This window comes from Streptomyces sp. NBC_01485, assembly GCF_036227125.1.
Taxonomy (GTDB): domain Bacteria; phylum Actinomycetota; class Actinomycetes; order Streptomycetales; family Streptomycetaceae; genus Streptomyces.
In genome coordinates this window covers 940,310-957,890 of record NZ_CP109435.1, presented here as the reverse complement: position 1 = coordinate 957,890, position 17,581 = coordinate 940,310, and the positions used below count along the sequence as shown (strand labels likewise).

Here is a 17,581-nt window from a genome sequence, read left to right as displayed (position 1 = left end):
GTGGAAGACCGTGCCTGCCGACGCGTCATCGCCGATCCCGCCTGCCTTGGACCGACTCCGCGAGCATCCCGGGGCCGTGCCCGAGGAGATCCCGGGCCTGCCGGAGCGACCGGCCGAGGTTCCCGGCCCTCGCGATCCGCGCGGCGTACGGCACGCTCTGGCCGTCGTGCCCGCGCTGACCGCGTACGCGGTTCTGGCCGGATCGGCCTCCCTGCCGGCGGTGGGTGAGGGATCACCGACGCCCCGCCTCGCCCCACTCGACGCAGGCGAGAAGACCAACGAGATCACCTGCTTCCAGCCTCTGCCGGAGCCCCTCGCCGAACTGGCGGGCGTGGTCGTGACCAGCGACGCCATGCACACCCGGCGCGAGCACGCCCGCTACCTGCCCGGCCGAGGCGCGCACTGCGTCGTGACCGTGAAGGAAACCAGAGGAAGCTCCACAAGCAGCTCAAGTCCCTTCCCTGGAAGCAGATCCCGCTGCAGATCCCGCTGCAGATCCCGCTGCAGATCCCGCTGCAGGGCCGCACCCGCGACACCGGCCACGGCCGCGGCGAGATCCGCCGCATCAGGGTGTGCACGGTGAACAGCCTGCTCTTTCCCGGCGCCCGCCAGGCCGTCCAGGTCGAGCGCCACCGAGTGGACCGCAAGACCGGCAAGGTCAGCACTCCCTGAAGTCGCCTCCGGTGAGGTCCGCGTCCACCAGGCGCCACCCGCTGACGGGGTGGCTGGATCGGCCGGGGCGACCGACTCGGCGGATCGCCGGCCCGGCCCGGCTCGTGCGCGGCTGCCGTCACAGGCTCAGCAGCAGGTCCCGGACCACGGCGGGCCGGGACAGGAACGGGTGGTGGCCGGCGTCGAGTTCGACGACGCTGCCGGCCCGGCGGGCGAACTCGCGCTGCAGCCGCGGCGGAGTGCCCCGGTCCTGGGCGCAGACTGCCTTTCGATCAACGGTAGACGTAACCGCTGTTACGCGAAAAGATGTCGGCGTGGGCAGACGACCGCAACCGCACATCAAGGAGAGGCTGCTCGACGCGTGCGCTGATCACGCTCTCGCGCACGGCCTCCCCGACCGGCTCGAGCCGCTGGCCACCGCCACCGGCACCTCGGCCCGCATGCTCATCTATCACTTCGGTACCCGCGACGTCCTGCTGCGGGCCGTCCTCGGGCACGCGCGGCAACGTCAGCTCGACACATTCGGCGACCTCCTGCGGGCGCGACCCGACGAGCACTACACCGCCACCCTGGATCGCGCCTGGACCTCGATCACCGGCGCGGACGGGCGGCCGTACCTGCAGATGTTCGGTCAGCTGCGCGAGAGCGCAGGGCAACAGCTGTGGCCGGACTTTCGGCGCACCGCGACGACCGACTGGCTCGGGCCGCTCGAGGACGGTCTGCGCAGCATCGGCCGGCCGGATCTCGCGACGCTTGTTCTCGCCGTCATCCGTGGCCTCCTCATGGACCTCGACGCCACCGGCGACACCACCCGCACCGACCAGGCCTTCCGCGACTTCCTCGACGCACTCGAACACCTGCCCAGCCGCTGATGCACCCAAATGTCAGTGGGGTTCGTGCTTTGGAGCTCGGCCGGTTCTCTCGGATCGGTCCAACGCGTCGAGGTAGGTGGAGAACTGCCCGGCGGCGTGCGGCTGGGCCATTCCGCGGCACCTGAGGTCGCGCCGCCACTCTTCCAGGGTCTTGGCCAGCGCTTCGAGGCTGCCGGCGTTGCGGAGTTCCCCGAGGACAGTGGCGATGGTGCCCAGGAGCTGGTCTCCCCGGCGCAGCAGGTGCGCCAGTTCGGCGTCGCGCACGTCCTGCGCGAGGTACTGGCGGTGCCCGCGCGGGCCACGTTGTGGGGCGAGGACTCCAGCGTGTTCCCTGGAGCGCAGGGTGGCCGGGACGAGCGCGGATGAGCGCAGGATTCGTCGCAGAGTCTCCACCGAGCGTTCAAGGATAGGATTCAGGGACATGACACAGAGCACGCACACCGTGTCCGGAGACTTCGACCTGACGATGGACGAACTGCGCGTCGTGGCGCGTTACGTGGTTCGGCACGCAGAGGACGTCCTGTCGGTCTTTGAGCAGGCTGTTCCCGATGATCCGCGCCCCCGTGCGGCGATCGACGCGGCCTGGGCGTTCATCAACGGTGCCAAGAGGACGAAATTGCAGCGCGTCACTTCCCTCGACGCTCATCGAGCCGCCCGGTCCGCGCCTTCCGAAGCCGCGCGGCTGGCCGCGCGGTCCGCCGGTGACGCCGCATCGGCCGCATACCTGCACCCCATCGCCCAAGCCGGCCAGGTCGGCCACGTCCTGCGGGCCTGTGCGAGCGCTGCGCGCATCGGGGAGCTGGAGGCAGGCGGTGATCCCGCGATCGGGGATGCCCTGCTGGAACGGTCACGGCGGCGTGCGACGCCGGTGCTCATCGACGTGCTCTGCCGCTACCCGCTCGCGACAGCGACAGGCGGCAGCAGTCGTGTCGCCCGGCTGATGAGCACTCTGGATCATTCCCTGCGCCCGGCGGCTGACGGGCCGCCAGGGCCCACCGCAGCGAATGGCGCCGATGTGTGCGGGAGGGAGCGCACGTCATGATCCTTCCGATGGTGCGTGACCCTCGCTTCGTGACGAGCCGCCGTGGTGGGACTCTCACGGATGCGGATCACCGTCTCCTGGCTCTATGGGCTGCCGCCTGTGCGGAGCACGTTCTTGGCCTCTTCGAGTCGGCCCAGCCCGGGGACCCGAGACCGCGCCAGGCGATCGAGCATGCCCGGGCGTGGGTGCGTGGCGAGGTCAAGATGATGCAGGCGCGCGCGGCGGGCGGCCATGCGATGGGGGCAGCCAGGGACCTGCGCGGGGCAGCACGGCATGCCGCGTACGCCGCCGGCCAGGCCGGGGCCGTCGCCCACGTCGCCGCGCACGAGCTCGGCGCGGCCGCCTACGCGATCAAGGCCGCACGTGCGGCAGCGCCGGAAGGCGAGAGCGAGACCGCTGGACGACGCGAGTGCCAGTGGCAGCGAGATCAGCTCCCGGACGCGATTCGCGAACTCGTAATTGATGACCAGCGGCTGCGCAACGACATCTGCTGGTCGGTGTTCGACTGCTGAAACCGAACCGTGCACGGCCCCTCATGGTTGACCAATCGGTCAGAGTTCCCCGCCCTCCTGCGCGGCGCAGGATGTGGCCGATGGAGGCACCACGCTGATCACGGAGAGTAGGTAGCTCCTGGGTCGGGTTGCCTGGAGCGCGACGAAATCTCCAGGCAACCGACTTCGGGTTCTAGAAGAACCCAAGTTTCTTCGGGCTGTAGGAACAAAGAATGTTCTTGGTCTGCTGGTGGTACAGGGCTTGCGAGCCCCTGAACCGCGGCGATGGTGCAATAGGTGGCCTTCGCGGCTCGGTTGGTCCGCGCATGGTCCGGATCTTGCCTGTCCCGTGGCTTCGTGTGCGCGGAGGTGACTGCGGGCAGCCGCAAGGGCGACGCCACGGGAGTCGCCCGCGTGTGCGGTACCACATGGCACAGGTTGGAAACGCCGTCCATGCCGATCCAGTGAGAGCACGCGGGTCCACGAAAGTCCAGGTCAGGGCGTAGAGGATGGGCGGCGTCGAAAGGGGCATACCAGGTTCTGGCCCTCCATGGTGCCGCCCGCCCCCAGATGAGCGCCCAGGCGCGGGCAGCAGGGATGCACCGCGCGGGGCCGGCCGTCGAGGGTGCGGTAGATGACGATGTCCTCGTCCATGAAACGGCGGGTCAGGGCGTTGCCGGGAGCCAGTTCTCGTGAACGCGCCAGGCGGAACCTGGCATGGGGGTAGGGCACCTGCTGCCCCGGCTCGTCGCCAGCGGGGTGGGGACTACGAGACCTGGGCAGTTCGTCCCTCGTCGTCATGATCGGCAGCCAAACACAGGGAAACACACTGCATTCAGCCCGCCCAGCCCGGTCGGTGAACTCACCGAGCGAATTACCGAGGTTGCCGACCGCCTCCGTCGCGCGGCCCGCCTCCCGCACGGCGTTACCGAGGTTGTCCCACGACATGGCCTCGCCCAGGCCGGGGCCGCCGCGGTGACCATGGCCGGCCAGCGGGTCCCGTACGCCCGGGCGGCCTCGCGCAGCAGCAGCGCGTCGTCGGCGGGCACCTCGCCCCTGACCCGTACGACCGTGCTCTTCGGCGCGGCGGGACCGTTCCCGGCGGGCCTTCCCGCGAACCCGACGGGCTCGGGTGCGTCCGCCAGTACGTCCCGCCAGAACGCCCGGTCGGCCTCCCGCGCCCCGGAGCCGAGGTACGCCTCCTCCTCCGCCACGATCTCCCGCCACGGCGCCGCGTCGGACGGCGGCACGGTGCCGCCGGCCACCAGCGCGGAGTAGTGCGCCGCGACCCGGCGGGCGATGAGGGTGCCGCTCACGCCGTCGGTGACGATGTGGTGGTAGCCCTGCATCCAGCAGAACGACTCGGGTCCCGTGCGCACCAGCAGCTGCCGGGTCTGCCGTCGCCGAGGTCGACCGCCGGGCGGCCTACCCGACCCCAAATGGCTTCGCCCGCGGGTTCCGCGCCGCCCACGCCTCGCCTCCCCCGGGGAGCAGGGGCGCTGGGCGTCCAGGTCACCAGCCCTGCTGGGGTTCACCCAGCGAGAGTCCCGAGTCGCGGAGCCAGGTTTGGCCCTCGGGTGTCCAGGCGACGCGGGGGCCGAGGGAGATCCAGACGCCGAACTCGCCGGGGGACGGCTTGGCGATCTGCTCCAGCCAGACGCTGTTCAGGCAGAGTTGCACGCCGCAGTCCTTGAACTCGGGGAGGCCGCGCCAGCCACAGTCCCATCTGGCGTTCAGGGTCAACGGCCCGAGCACCGAGATCATCTGGTCCAGTTCCTCCTCGGTGCAGTTCTCGTCGGGCTCGCTGTAGGGATCGCCGAAGGGCAGGGCCGAGTCCAGCGTGAGGGTCAGCCCCTCTGGCAGCGGCCAGAGTTCGGCCAAGTCGGGGCGGAGCCTTAGGTACCCCGCGAACGAGGAATTCGGCTCTTCGTTGTCGAACGTGATGACGCTTTGGCGCCGCAGTTCGTCCAGGGCAGCACCAACGCCGGGCCGTCCCTGGTTCCCGTAGATGCGGGCCGTGTCGAAAGCTTGGAGGGCGTGTGCGTACTGCTCGGCCGTGGTGACCGGCTTCAGTTGGGGCCAGGGGAGGGCGGTCCAGTCAGCCAGGTCGTGCATGATCGCCCGCGCCCGCGTCAGGGCACTCGGGGCGTCGAGAAAGGATTCGCGCACTCGGTAGAGCGTCGAGGACAAGGAACGTGCCTTTCGGACAGGGCCAGGGGCGGACGCGCCTTTACGGTATGCGTCCGCCCCTGCCCCGGATTACGGTCTGAGGTCATTCAGCGCCGGGCGGTTCAGTAGGAGTACCCGTTCGACGAATGGTAGGTGTGGTCCTCGACATAGCCTTCGTCGGCATTGGCGCCCAAGTCGAAGGTCCCCAGACTGTTGCCGCTTTCGCTGAAGACCCGCAGACGGAACCCGCTGATCGACTTCACTCCGCCCCTGCGGGCGTCCTGATAGCTGTGAACCCACTGCTTGACCGCCGGAGGATCGGCCAGGTCGGGGACCTGGATGAAGATCTCGTTGACGTCCGTGCCGCCCTTCCAGTCCTGCCGCCAGCGCAACTGCTTGACGGCACTGTCAAGTTGCCCGGTGAACCTCCCCTCGTCGGCCTCTCCGATGGTCTTGACCTCGCCGTAGCCGACGATGTCACCCTGCTGGTCGAGGTATTCGAGGTCAGCGTTCTTGACCCTGTCTTTCCCCTTGGCTCCTGGCTTGCTCGTGAGCTCGTTCTCCTTGGGCATCACCCGGGCACGAGTCCCCTCCGGAGCGCCGTCCAACGCGCGGTAGGCATTGTCCAGAGTGAGCTGCGGACCGCCCTTGCCATCCCCGTGCTCCTTGACCAGAGACTGCGCGTCCTTGTCCCGACTCGAATCCTCGGAGGACGAGTTGTCGGACCCACCCCCGTCGTCGCCGCCCCCGCCGCCATCACCGTTCTGCACGGCATACGCGATATTCGGCGCGGCGACCGACGACGCCACCGTTGCGGTGCCGGAGACGGCGAGCGCGGAGCCCGCGACGATCAGCGCCTCGCCCGGCCCGAGTGCCCCGATGCCGGTCGCCATGAGTGCGCCGCCCAGGCCGTCCGCGGCTGCGCCGAGCAGCAGCTGCCCGAAGCCGAGTGCGGCCATGGGGGCGTTGGTGCGGTCGATGACCTGCTGGGCGGTGTCCGCCAGGCTGGAGACCGCGTTGGACAAGGAGCTGAACCAGCTCTGCCCGGTCGGGTCGCTGCCGGTCACCGGATTGTTGGCGGCATAGTCGTAGCCCGTCAGCTGCGAGGGGTCGGCGGCCTCCAGTTCCGGGTCGCGGTTCATGAAGCGGCCGGTCTGCGCGTCGTACTCGCGCATGCCCAGATTGACCAGGCTGGTGGCGGTGTCGGTGGTGCCGCCGACGTAGCCCTTGTCGCCGAGCCAGGAGGCCGGGGCCGCGCCGCGGGTACCGCCGAAGGGCAGGTACTGACGCCGTGTCACCGCCTGGGTCTGGTAGTCGACGGACAGGTAGTCGGTGCCCTGCCGGTTGGGGATCAAGTACTGGATGTCGCCGCTGCTGGAGCGGGCGGCCACGGTGGTGCCGTTGACGGAGTAGTAGCGGGTGCTGGTCACCGCCTTGGTGGCGGTGTTCTCCACCAGTTCCTCGTCGCCCAGGTAGAGCGTGGCCTGGGTCGGGTCGGTGCGCAGCACCAGGCCGCCGTCGAGGCCGTAGAGGTAGCTGGTGGAGCCGGCCGCCGTGGTGTCGGTGTCCACCCGGTTCTCGTGGTTCCAGGTCAGGGTCTGGTCGCCCGGTGCTCCGCCCTGGATCGAGGTGGTGTTGCCGGAGGCGTCGTAGCCGTAGGACGCCGTGTTCGCGGTGGCCGCCGGGCCGGTGGCGGTGGTGCTGCCGAGCGTGTGCGGCTGGTCGGTCGCGGAGCCCGCGGTCGGGTAGTGGTAGGTCGTGGTGGTGTCGTTGGTGCTGTTACCAGTGGTGTCGTGATCGGTCTGCGTCTGGCGCTGGCCGTCGGCGGCGTAGGTCCACGTCTGCCAGTAGGGGTTGGCGCCGCCGACGGCAGCGCTGCTGCCGGTGGTGGGCGTGGCAGCGCAGTTGTCGGTGGCGGTCCAGGCCGCGGTCAGGCGGGCTGCCCAGTCGTGGCCGAAGCACTGGGTGTCCACGACCGAGCCGCCGTTCTGGCTGTCGGCGGTCGAGGTGAGCAGTCCGGCGCCTTTGGAGACGGCCGAGTTCCCCCAGGTGTAGCTGGTGTCGTCGACGACCGTGCCGCTGGTGGAGTCGGTGGTCTTGGCGTCGGTGGGCTGGCCGGTCTGCGGATCGTACTTCAGGGTCAGGTCGACCCAGTTGGTGGTCGGGCCCATGGAGTACTGGAGAGGGTCGCCGTATTCGTCGTAGCCGATGGCGGAGACGTACGCCCAGGCGGTGGTGCCGGTGCTGGCGACGCTGGTGGCCTGACCGTACTGGTCGTAGCCGTAGTCGACGGTTTCCACGGGCAGTCCGCCGCCCGCCGGGTCCTGCCGGCTCGCCAGCGTTCCGGTGGTCTTGTACGTGTAGGACTCCGTGTAGCCGGCGGACGGTGCCAGCGGCGCCAGGTTGCTCGGCAGGTTGGCCAGCGTGGTCTTCGAGGCGGCGACCTCGCCCATGTTGGTGTAGGCGAGCACCGCGTTGGTGACCGAGGCGCTGCCGGTGCCCAGCACGTACGAGGTGGAAGAGGTGAGGTACCCCTTCTTCAGCGTGTCGTACGTCCAGGCCGCGACCTGGTTGGCGGTGGACGGGGTGGCGTTGCCGGTGGTGTCGTAGACCGCCGTCCTGCGGCCGTCCTTGTCGTAGTTGTAGCCGGCCTGGTCGCCCCGGGCGTCGGTCGTGGTCAGCAGCTGGCCGGCGTTGTCATAGGTCGCGGAGGAGCCGCCGGCGTCGGGGTCGGTCGCCGCGACCTGATCGCCCAGGAGGTTGTAGTTCCAGGTCCAGGTGTTGCCGGCCGGGTCGGTCTGGCCCGCCTGGTGGCCGTCCGGGTAGTACGTGTAGTGCGTATCGGAGTAGTCCGAGGCGGCGTCGTGGACCGGGTCGGCCTGTGCGCCCGCGTGGTACTGGTACAGGTCGGTGTCGCGTCCCCGGGCGTCGGTGAGCGTGGTCTCGGCCACTCCGCCGTTCGGGGGGATCGTGGTGGTGAAGTTGCCGCCGAAGACCGTCGTGGTGTTCCAGGTGGCGGTGCCCAGCGCGTAGGCGGTGGACACGGTCTTGCGTCCGGCGCCGTCGTAGGTGAAGCCCGTCTCCGACGGGATGTCACCGTCCTGGGCCTGCACCAGGGTTGCGGTGGGGGTGCCGCCCGCGTAGTAGGGGGCGGTGGTCTTGGCGACCCATCCGTTGGTGTCGTAGACGGTGTCGGTGACGTCCCGGCCGCCGTCGACGGTGGCGATCTGCGTCTCGCGGGGCCGCAGCAGCGCGTCCATCAGCAGTTCGCTGCTGCGGTAGCTGCCGTCGTCGTTGAGGGTCTGGGTGGTGACGGTGCTCGGCTTGTCGGCGGCGAGCGCGTAGCTGTACTTGGTCGTGGCCGCGGTGATACCGGGCCGGAAGACGGCGGTGATCCGCCCCAGCGCGTCGTACTGCGCCTTGGTGACGTAGCCGGCCGCGGTGGTCTGCGTCAGCATCGACCCGCGCAGTGCGTCGTAGGTCTGACCGAGCGTCTGGCCCAGCGGGTCGGTGGAGACGATGGCGGTGGGTGCGGCGCCGGTGGTCGGGGTGTAGGCGGTCGTGGTGGTCCGCTGGTCGGCGTCGGTGCTGGTCAGCGGACGGCCGTAGACGTCCGTCGTGAGCGACGACATGGTCGAGTAGACCGGGGTGGACCCGGTGTACGAGGTGGCCTGCTGGGTCGAGGTGGGGTCACCGACGGCGGGTGCGGCGCCCAGGGTGCCGGAGGCGTCGTAGAAGACCCGCTTGTCGCTGACGGCGTCGGCCGGAAGCACCGGTGTGGCCGAGCAGTTGACGGACACCGTCTTCGTCTCGTCCACCAGGCCGAGGATCCATGCGGAGGTGTTGTCCGCGTAGCTCGCCGTGGTGCACAGGTCGTCGCTCGCGGTGGAGACGTCGCCCTTGTCGTCGACCCTGGTGACCCGGCCGTAGGAGTCGTGGGTGTAGTCGGTCTCGGTCTCCCGGGTGGCCCCGGAAGCCAGCGGCGTGAAGACCTTGACTCCGCTCTGGCCGCTCAGGAACGCCTTCTGCGCCGGCAGCCCGCCGGACAGCGCGTGGACGGCGGTGGCGCTGCTGCTCCAGGGGGCGGTGATCGTGTCGTTGACGGCCTTTCCGCTGTTCAGCCCGTTGTAGAGGATCGCCTCGTAGGTCAGGCCGGCGTACTGGGCAGAGTCGGTCACCGGCGGATCGCCGCGGGAGTCGGTGACGGTCACCGAGCGGGTGCCGCCGCCGGGCAGGGTGTCCCCGTCCATGCCGCGGAAGTAGGTGTAGTCGGTCTCGGTGGCCGGGTCGGGCGCGGTGCCCGTGGTGACCTTCATGCCGCCGTAGCCGCGCCACTGGTCCCACGTGCGTTGGGCGGTGGGGGCCAGCGGGCTGTCGTCGTGGTGCCAGGCGGGGGTGCCCACCGGGACGTAGCGCGTGACGATGGTGTCGTTGACGCCGCCGCCGGTCGGGTCCTGCTGGGTGACGGTGGTGACGATGTACTTGTTGAACCAGTCCAGCATCGGGCTGGTCTGCCCGGTGGGAGTCCAGTAACCGGGGTAGCACAGGGAGGTGTTCTGGCCGGCGTCGCTCGGGGTGCCGCCGCCGCAGGCAGGGGCCGAGTAGCCGACGCTGATGATGCCGCCGGACTCGGTGGTGATGGTGTTGAGCCGGTAGCGGGTGATCGGCGGGTAGCCGTCGGTCAGGTTCACCCGGTTCGACAGCGGCGTGCCGGAGAAGGTCACCTGGGGCATGGTCAGCGCCGAGGTGGAGCCGCCGGCGGAGGTGTCCTGGCCGGTGCGGGTCACGGAGTTCAGCCACAGCGAGGGCGTGGTGGCGTCTCCGGTGGTGGGGAAGGAGTAGGTGAACGCCCAGGAGTCGACGTTCGTCTCGGTGGAGCCGACCAGCGCCTGGGTCTGGATGCCCGTCAGCTCGTTCTCGCTCCAGAACGTCGGGGAGTTGGATGAGCAGGAGGCGCCGCTGGCGCAGTTCAGGTCGAACGGCACGTCTGGCCACTTGGACGCGGTGGAACTGGTCAGCGTGGAGGTGGTGCACCCGGTGGCGGAGGTGTTGCAGCGGCCGTTGTAGGTGAAGGCGACCTGGGCGGCGGGGCTGGTGGAGTACACCGAGCCGTCGCGCTGGCCGTACTGGATCTTGGCGAGCACCGCGTCGCGCACGTAGGAGGTGTCGGCGGTCTTGCCGAGGTTGCGCGCGTAGTAGGCGGTGGTAGGCGTGTAGAAGTAGGACATCACGTCGCCGTGGGTGTCCTTGACGTAGTCGAGCATCCAGCGGTAGCCCTGCTGGCACCAGGAGTTGGCCCAGGTGGCGTTGTAGCAGGGTTGGCCCGAGGCGGTGGCGTAGACGGGCTCGGTGAGCACCGAGTTGGTGGTCGCGTTCCCCGACGCCCACCCTGGCAGCTTGTTCAGGCCGAACGTGTACTGGGTGCCGTTCGACGTCGTCACCCGGAAGTACTCGCCGCTCTGGGCGCCGTTGGTCGCGCCGGTCAGCCGCTCGACGCGCTCGTCGGAGTCGCCCTGGGCCCGGTAGACCCCTGTGGTGTCGTTCTTGATCAGGGTGGTGGTGGTGCCGTTGAGCGAGACGGTGAGCTGGTTGTCGGCCGACCAGCAGGTGTCCCAGGTCTTGGTGGTGCCACTGGGATTGTCGTGGCAGGAGGCGTAGGAACGCTCGATGTAGTTGCTCGGCAGCGAGAAGCCGTCGCCGACGACCGAGGCCTGGTTGTTGGTGGACGAGGTCAGGCCGTCCACGCTCTGCGAGTCGTAGCCCAGCGAGAGGTTGGGCGTCAGCCCGCCGGGGACGCTGGGCCCGGTGATCGGGTAGGACCAGGTGAACGCGTCGGTGCTGCCGCCGGCCTGCCAGGATCCGGAGGGTTTGAGCGAGGTGGCGGTGAAGTCCCCGCCGCCTCCGCTCGGCGCGGCGGTGGCCGCCAGGACCACGCTGTTCTTCGCGAGGGCGAGCGGGGCCGAAAGGGTCTGCGCCGTGGTGCTGTTGGCGGAGGCCACGGAGGTCTGGGTGCGGCAGGAGCCGAGTCGCGGCGTGGTCAGGGCACAGTCGGGCAGCTGCACGAGCCGCAGCCGCGAGCCCCAGTCGGCGCCGAACGCCGCGGTGAAGTCCCGGTAGTCCAGGCCGACTCGGACCTTGCCGTGGCTGCCGCTCGGCAGCCCGGACAACTGGAGCAGCACTCCGTCGACTCCGGCCGACTGTCCAGTCCGCTGCGGCAGGACGCGCACCGCGGAGTGGTCGAGGGCGAGGCCGGAGGAGGGGGCCAGCCAGACCGGGAGGCTGCCCGCTCGGAGCCGGGCGCCGGATGCCGCGGGCGTCTGCGCGCCAGTGCGGCCCGCTGCCTTCGGGGCCGCACCGTTCGTCGCGAGGGCGGCGAAGGCGGCGGTGCCGCTGGGCCACGTCACCTTGGGCGAGGGCGAGTTGGCCAGATGCCGGACGGCGCCGTAGTGCGAGCGCACGGCGGTCACCGGGATCGGCTTGACCTGGGTGAAGCCGGGTTGCGGGCGACTCGGGGCCGCTTCGGCCGTACCGGTGACGCCCGCGATCACGGAGATCGCCGCAGTCAGGGCGGTCAGTGCGCGTATCAGGCGGCCCTTGGGTCTCACGCGTCCGCCCTCCCGCTCGCGTGAACCTGTCGTCCTTGGCACGGACTTGCTCCTTCGCACCGCGATGAAGTCGATCTTGGAGACGCAACGGAGGCTACGCGTCCGCAGAGTCGACGCGCACCGTCGGACGAGAACCTCTTGCCTGATTCTTGATGCGGACACGTACGGCTCTCACCTGCGCGGTTGATCTTTGCGGGGTCCCGGACGACCACTTGTGTTCGCTCCGGGTCGGATCTTCGATCGAGATCGACAGACAGGAATCCGATGCACATACCTCGCGCCCGCGCGCGGAACGACAGACCGCGAGCGGTGCTGGCGGCCGCCGCGGTGCTGGCGGTCAGCGCTGCCGGACTGGCCTGGGCACCGGCGGCCGCGGCGCAGCCGACGGCGGGCCTCCAGATCACCGGCAAGAGTGCTGCCGTCGCCAAGTCCCCTGCGGGGTCCGGTGGTTCGCCGGTCCTGCCGAACGGCTTCGGACCCACCGCCGCCGACGCCGACGCCATGCGGGCCGCCGCCACGCAGGCGTACGCCACCGGCAAGCCGGTGGCGGTCTCCTCGCTGACCAGCCCGACCGTACAGGTGGAGGCGGAGCCCGGCGGCGGATTCCGCTCGGTCTCCAACCCGCTGCCGGTGCGCACCCGGCAGAGCGGCCGCTGGGTGCCGGTGGATCTGATGCTGGTGCACCGGGCCGACGGCAGTTGGGCTCCGAAGGCCACCGCCTACGGCACCGTGTCCTTCTCCGGCGGCGGCACCGCCCCCCTCGCGGTCACCCGCTCCGGGAACACCTCGCTCACCCTCACCTGGCCCACCACCCTGCCGGCCCCTCATGTCTCGGGCTCCACCGCGACCTACCCCTCCGTGCTTCCCGGCGTGGATCTCCAGGTCTCCGCCACCGCGGCCGGCGGCCCCAGCGAGACCCTGGTCGTCCACGACGCCGCGGCGGCGCGGAACCCCGCGCTGGCCTCGCTGCGCCTGGGCACTCAGGTGAGCGGCGGGCACCTGACCACCGCCGCCGACGGCGGGCTCGCCGTCACGAACGCGCACGGAGCGGTCCTGGCGGACGCACCCACACCGCTGCAGTGGGACTCCAACCAGACCCTGCCCGCCGGCGGGCAGCCCCCCGGGGTCAAGGTGGCGGCCGACGCCTCCGACGCCGCGCACCCGGGTCTGGCCGCACACGTCGCCAAGGTCCGAGCGCGAGTCGGCTCCGGTGCGCTGTCGCTCGTCCCGGACCGGGCGATGCTCACCCGCGCCTCGACCGTCTTCCCGGTCTTCGTCGACCCCTCGGTCAACTGGCACCCGGTCGACTACACCAACCCGGCCTTCGACGAGGTCAAGCAGGGCTGCCCGGGCACCTCCTTCTACAACAAGACCGGCTCACTGGCCGACAACGGCTACCTCGGCGTCGGCTACAACGGCTGGCCCGAAGGCTCCTGCAACACCGGCGACGAGCACGCCGTCTACCAGTGGACCCTGTCCAAGACCATCTTCGGCGCCGTCATCCACAGCGCCGAGGTCGACGCGACCGACGTCTACTCGGCCTCCTGCTCCACCACCGCGACGGTCAACCTGCACTGGTCCAAGGGCATCGGCTCCGGCACGGACTGGAGCAACCGCCCCGGCTACAACAGCTACTCGACCTCGGCGAGCTTCGGGCCGGCGTACAACCCCACCCTCTGTTCGGGCAACGGCAGCACGACCAACGGCTTCAACGTGCTGAGCCCGATCAAGACCGCGGCCAGCGGGCACGCCACCAGCTTCACCGCCACCCTGAGCGAGGACTCCATGGAGTCCAGCCGCAACGACCTCGGGTTCAAGCGGTTCTCGCACAACCCGCCGCTGCAGATCTTCTACGACAACCCCCCGAACGCGCCCACCGCCGCCACCATGGCCGCCGTGTCCGGCGCCGCCGACGCGGCCTGCGACACCACCTCGCCGTACCCGTACATGGGCAAGACCATCGCCTCCACCCCGCCGGTGCTGCGCGCCAAGGTCAACGACCCGAACGGCGACAAGCTTCAAGCCACCTTCCAGTACTGGATCGACGGCACCACCACCAAGTCCACGCTCAAGAGCGGCGACAACCTCTCCAGCGGCACCTACGCCACGACCTCGCTTCCGGCGTCCTTCGTCTCCGGGCTGACCGACGGCAAGACCGTCGACTGGGACGTCACGGTCACCGACGGCATGGCGTCCACCAGCTACAGCCAGTCGCCCACCTGCCACTTCACCGCCGAGCCCAGCGCTCCTGACGAGCCGTCACTCACTTCCGAGAGCAACCTCTTCCCGAACACGGACGTCACCGACGGTGCCGTCGGCGCGGCCGCCGGCACCGCGGGCAAGTTCGACATCACCGGCTCCGGCACCACCGCGGCCAAGTTCGTGTACCACCTCGACGTTCCGCCGCCGACCAGCAACCCGCCGGCGAGCGAAACCGTGACCGCGAGCAGCAACAAGGCGACGGTCACCGTCGCCCCGCCCTCGCCCGGCCCGCACACGCTCTACGTCTACGCCGTGGACGGGGCCGGCGACGTCTCCGGCACCTCCGCCTACCCGTTCCTGGCCGCGGGCCACCCGGGCACCGCCTGCGCCAGCCTGGCCGCCTGTTTCGACAACGTGGGCGTCAGCGCCGACAACAACATGACCGCGGCCGACTTCGACGGCAACGGACACAGCTTCTCCGCCACCGACTGGGCCAACGCCGGCTGGACCAGCGGCGGCAAGGTGACCGTCGACGGCGCCCCCATGACCCTGCCCGCCTTCGGCTCCGGCCAGAAGGACAACCTGCTGGCGGCCAACCAGACCGTCAGTTACTCCGGCCACGGCAGCGCGCTGGTCTTTCTGACCTCCTCCACCTTCACCAACCTGGCCTCCCCCGGCGCCATCGCCGGTGACACCACCGCCCCCTACGTGCCGGCCGGCACCCGAGTCAGCGCCACGTACTGCTTCTCCGGCGAGAACGCCGACGCCTTCTGCCCGGCCACCGGCGAGATCACCTACACCGACGGCACCAGCGCCGGCTACATGCTGACCGTGCCCGACTGGTCCAACACGGACAGCTCCATCGCCGCCGCGGTCTTCCCGCACGCCAACGGCGCCACCCAGAGCACGGCCAACCGCCAGCTCTACGCCTTCTCGGTGCCGGTCGACCCCACCCGCACCATCGCCTCGGTCACCCTGCCCGACCTGACCGGCACGGCCGGACCGAGCGAGTCGACCCTGCACATCTTCGCCCTGGGTACCCGTAACACCACCGCGGGCACCACCGAGGCCAACGGCAGCTACGCCTCCGCTCCGGCCGGGCAGTCCTGGACCGGCGCCTGGTCCAGTGCCACCGAGGGCAGCTACGGGCTGCCGGGCGGCGGCACCTTCTCCAACCAGACCATCCGCCTGGCCCTGAAGCCCTCGGTGTCCGGCGGCACCGTCCGCGTCAAGCTCGACAACGCGCTCGGGACCAACAAGCTCGCCATCGGCCACGCCACCGTCGCCCTCAGCTCCACCCCGAGCGCGATCGGCTCGGTCCCGGCCGGCACCCCGACGACGCTCAAGTTCGGCGGCAGCCAGTCGGTCACCGTCCCCGTCGGCGGAATGGTCTACAGCGACCCGCTGGCGTTCACCGTCACCGCGGGCCAGTACCTGCTGGTCTCCTACCAACTCAGCAACGCGGTCCCCTACTTGGTGCAGCACTCCTACGCGGGCGGCTCCTACGAATACATCACAGCGAGCGGCACCGGTGACCTGACCACCAGCACCAGCGCCACACCGTTCACCACCAACGCGGCCGCCTACGGCAACTTCACCGATCTGGTCACCGACCTGGACGTGCAGTCGGCGAGTGTGCCCACCGAGGCCGTGCTGGGCGACCACCTGGTCGACCCGTTCCAGCCCGGCACCACGCTGCCCAACTCGAACGGATACCGGGTGGCCGACGGGCTGACCGCCGCCGAACCCTCGACGCCCACCCCCTACGGCGTCATCGCCGAGGGCATCGAATCCAACCAGCTCATGACCGACAACCCGGAGACCTACAACGGCAGTGCCATCGGAGGGCCTTCGGTGCTCTCCCGCCTCGACCGCGACATCCTCGACCAGCCCGGCATCTCCACCGTCATCGTGGACGACGGCCTCGAAGACCTGCTGGCCGGGGCCACCAGCGACGACGTGGACGCCAACGGCTACACCGCGCTCGTGGAGCAGCTCCAGGGCTGGGGCATCAACGTGGTGCTCACCTCGCTGACACCCTGCGAAGGCTTCACCGGCGACGGCGCCACGCCCAACGACCCCTGCACCAGCACCACGGACACCAACCGAACGGACGTCAACGCCTTCCTCGGCGGCATGAACCTGGGCAACCCCTGGGCCACCCCCGCCGTCTACTTCGCGGACCTCGACGCGGCCGTGGCCGTGACGGACTCGACCACCGGCGAGGAGAAGCTGGCGGCGGCAGCCGACAGCGGCGACCACGTCAACCTGTCCAACCCCGCCTTCGGCGCGCTCACCACGGCCCTGCTCTCCCCCATCGACACCTGGAACCTGGACGACGGCGACGACATGCCGGTGGCCACCGACACCGCCGCGACCGACACCCTCAACACCCTCAACGCGGCGGCGGGCGCCAACCCGAACCTCGGCAACAGCCCGCTCACCCTGACCGGCGGCGCGACCTGGGCCACCGACGCGACCCGGGGCCCCGTGCTGAGCCTGAACGGCAGCACCGGCTACGCCGTCAGCCCCACCCCCCAAGTGGTGGACAGCACCGGCAGTTTCACCCTCTCCGCATGGGTGAAGCTCAACGTCGTCGGCGCCGTCAACCAGACCGTCCTCGCGGAGGAAGGAACCCAGAACAGTCCCTTCTACCTGCAATACAACCACTCCCACACCGGCAGCCCCGGCTGGGCCCTGGGCTTCACCAGCGCCGATACGTCGAACCCGGCCTTCTCCTACGCCTACGCCGCGGGCGCCTCGGCCAACTCCTGGACCCACCTGGTCGGCGTCTACAACGCCGCCACCAGGACCGCCCAGCTGTACGTGAACGGTGCCCTGGCCGGCACCGCCACCGGCGTCACCCCGTGGGCGGCCACCGGAAACCTGGTCCTCGGCCGGGGGTTGTACAACGGCAGCCAGGACGACTGGGTGAACGGTTCCGTGAGCGGCGTCCAGGCGTACGACTATGCCCTGACGGCCAATCAGATCGCCGCGTCGTACCAGAGCATCCCCTGAACCTGACGGCCTGACAGCACCGCTGGGGGCGGTCCGCGCATGCGGGCCGCCCCGTGACCTTGAGGGTGACAGCGGAGGCGTCAAGGGCCATGAGCTCTGCGCACTTCGGAGCCACCCCTCCTCCTGTCCGTCGGCGCCCACGGCTTCCTGCGGGACGGACGGCCCACTGGATCGCCTCCGCGGCCATCCACTACTTCCGGGTCCACCCCGACCTGCGGTCCGACCGCCTCACCCGCCTGTGGGCGATGAGCGTGAACACCGCCGAGACCTACGTCACCTGAGATTTCCACGAGTCGCGCCCAGGCGGGTACCGCTTCGGCTGCGACCGCAACGTGGTCCGGTTCGCCTGGCGGGCGAGTTGGGGCTCGACGTCATCGTCCGGCCCGGCCCTACATCTGCCTCGAGTCGGGCCCCGGTGGCCTGCCCGCGTGGCTCCTCGGGACCGCGGCACCCGGCCGAGACCCGCGGTCACTAGCCGCTGTGGACGACTTGTTCGACGTCGGCTCCCGG

Annotated in this window: 11 protein-coding genes; 5 read left to right on the top strand and 6 right to left on the bottom strand. The window is 70.2% G+C overall.

The features are described 5' to 3' along the window. Positions 1-790: 790 nt before the first annotated feature. Positions 791-1,012: an alpha/beta fold hydrolase gene (locus OG352_RS03910; RefSeq protein WP_329214342.1), complete on the bottom strand. Its 222-nt coding sequence runs from the start codon at positions 1,010-1,012 to the stop codon at positions 791-793. On the opposite strand from OG352_RS03910, the gene OG352_RS03905 reads away from it, so the two are divergent. Beyond that, positions 987-1,544 carry a TetR/AcrR family transcriptional regulator gene (locus tag OG352_RS03905; protein ID WP_329214339.1) on the top strand — a complete coding sequence of 186 codons (558 nt, stop codon included), beginning with the start codon at positions 987-989 and terminating at the stop codon, positions 1,542-1,544. The genes OG352_RS03910 and OG352_RS03905 overlap by 26 nt on opposite strands. Positions 1,545-1,556: 12 nt before the next feature. Here the strand turns inward: OG352_RS03905 and OG352_RS03900 are convergent, their stop codons facing one another. Next, complete coding sequence (locus OG352_RS03900; protein ID WP_329214337.1) at positions 1,557-1,937, bottom strand: hypothetical protein; 381 nt, start codon at positions 1,935-1,937, stop codon at positions 1,557-1,559. 28 nt (positions 1,938-1,965) lie between these two features. Here OG352_RS03900 and OG352_RS03895 point away from each other — a divergent pair, with 28 nt between their 5' ends. Next, a complete protein-coding gene (locus OG352_RS03895; protein WP_329214335.1) occupies positions 1,966-2,586 on the top strand; it encodes a putative immunity protein in 621 nt (206 codons plus the stop codon). Further along, on the top strand, positions 2,583-3,098 hold the full coding sequence (locus OG352_RS03890) for a putative immunity protein (RefSeq protein WP_329214322.1): 516 nt from the start codon (positions 2,583-2,585) through the stop codon (positions 3,096-3,098). The genes OG352_RS03895 and OG352_RS03890 overlap by 4 nt, the downstream gene beginning before the upstream one ends. Before the next feature lie 474 nt (positions 3,099-3,572). Here the strand turns inward: OG352_RS03890 and OG352_RS39905 are convergent, their stop codons facing one another. From OG352_RS39905 to OG352_RS03875, 4 genes are all read right to left on the bottom strand, one after another. Beyond that, positions 3,573-3,878, bottom strand: coding sequence for a Rieske 2Fe-2S domain-containing protein (locus tag OG352_RS39905; RefSeq protein WP_443072149.1), 306 nt, complete (start codon positions 3,876-3,878; stop codon positions 3,573-3,575). Then, complete coding sequence (locus tag OG352_RS03885) at positions 3,875-4,456, bottom strand: condensation domain-containing protein (protein WP_329214333.1); 582 nt, start codon at positions 4,454-4,456, stop codon at positions 3,875-3,877. Before OG352_RS03885 ends, OG352_RS39905 begins: the two co-directional genes overlap by 4 nt. 133 nt (positions 4,457-4,589) lie before the next feature. Continuing rightward, the gene (locus OG352_RS03880) at positions 4,590-5,246 is read right to left on the bottom strand and encodes a hypothetical protein (RefSeq protein ID WP_329214330.1); all 657 of its coding nucleotides are present in this window, start codon (positions 5,244-5,246) and stop codon (positions 4,590-4,592) included. Between the two features lie 122 nt (positions 5,247-5,368). Then, positions 5,369-11,851 (bottom strand): RHS repeat domain-containing protein, encoded by a 6,483-nt coding sequence (locus OG352_RS03875; RefSeq protein WP_329214328.1) that lies wholly within the window; start codon positions 11,849-11,851, stop codon positions 5,369-5,371. A 264-nt stretch (positions 11,852-12,115) separates the two neighbouring features. On the opposite strand from OG352_RS03875, the gene OG352_RS03870 reads away from it, so the two are divergent. Both OG352_RS03870 and OG352_RS03865 read left to right on the top strand, forming a co-directional pair. Next, on the top strand, positions 12,116-17,071 hold the full coding sequence (locus tag OG352_RS03870; RefSeq protein WP_329214326.1) for a LamG-like jellyroll fold domain-containing protein: 4,956 nt from the start codon (positions 12,116-12,118) through the stop codon (positions 17,069-17,071). A gap of 89 nt (positions 17,072-17,160) precedes the next feature. After that, entirely contained in the window at positions 17,161-17,352 is a 192-nt protein-coding gene (locus OG352_RS03865; protein ID WP_329214324.1) for a hypothetical protein, read from the top strand. Positions 17,353-17,581 lie beyond the last annotated feature (229 nt).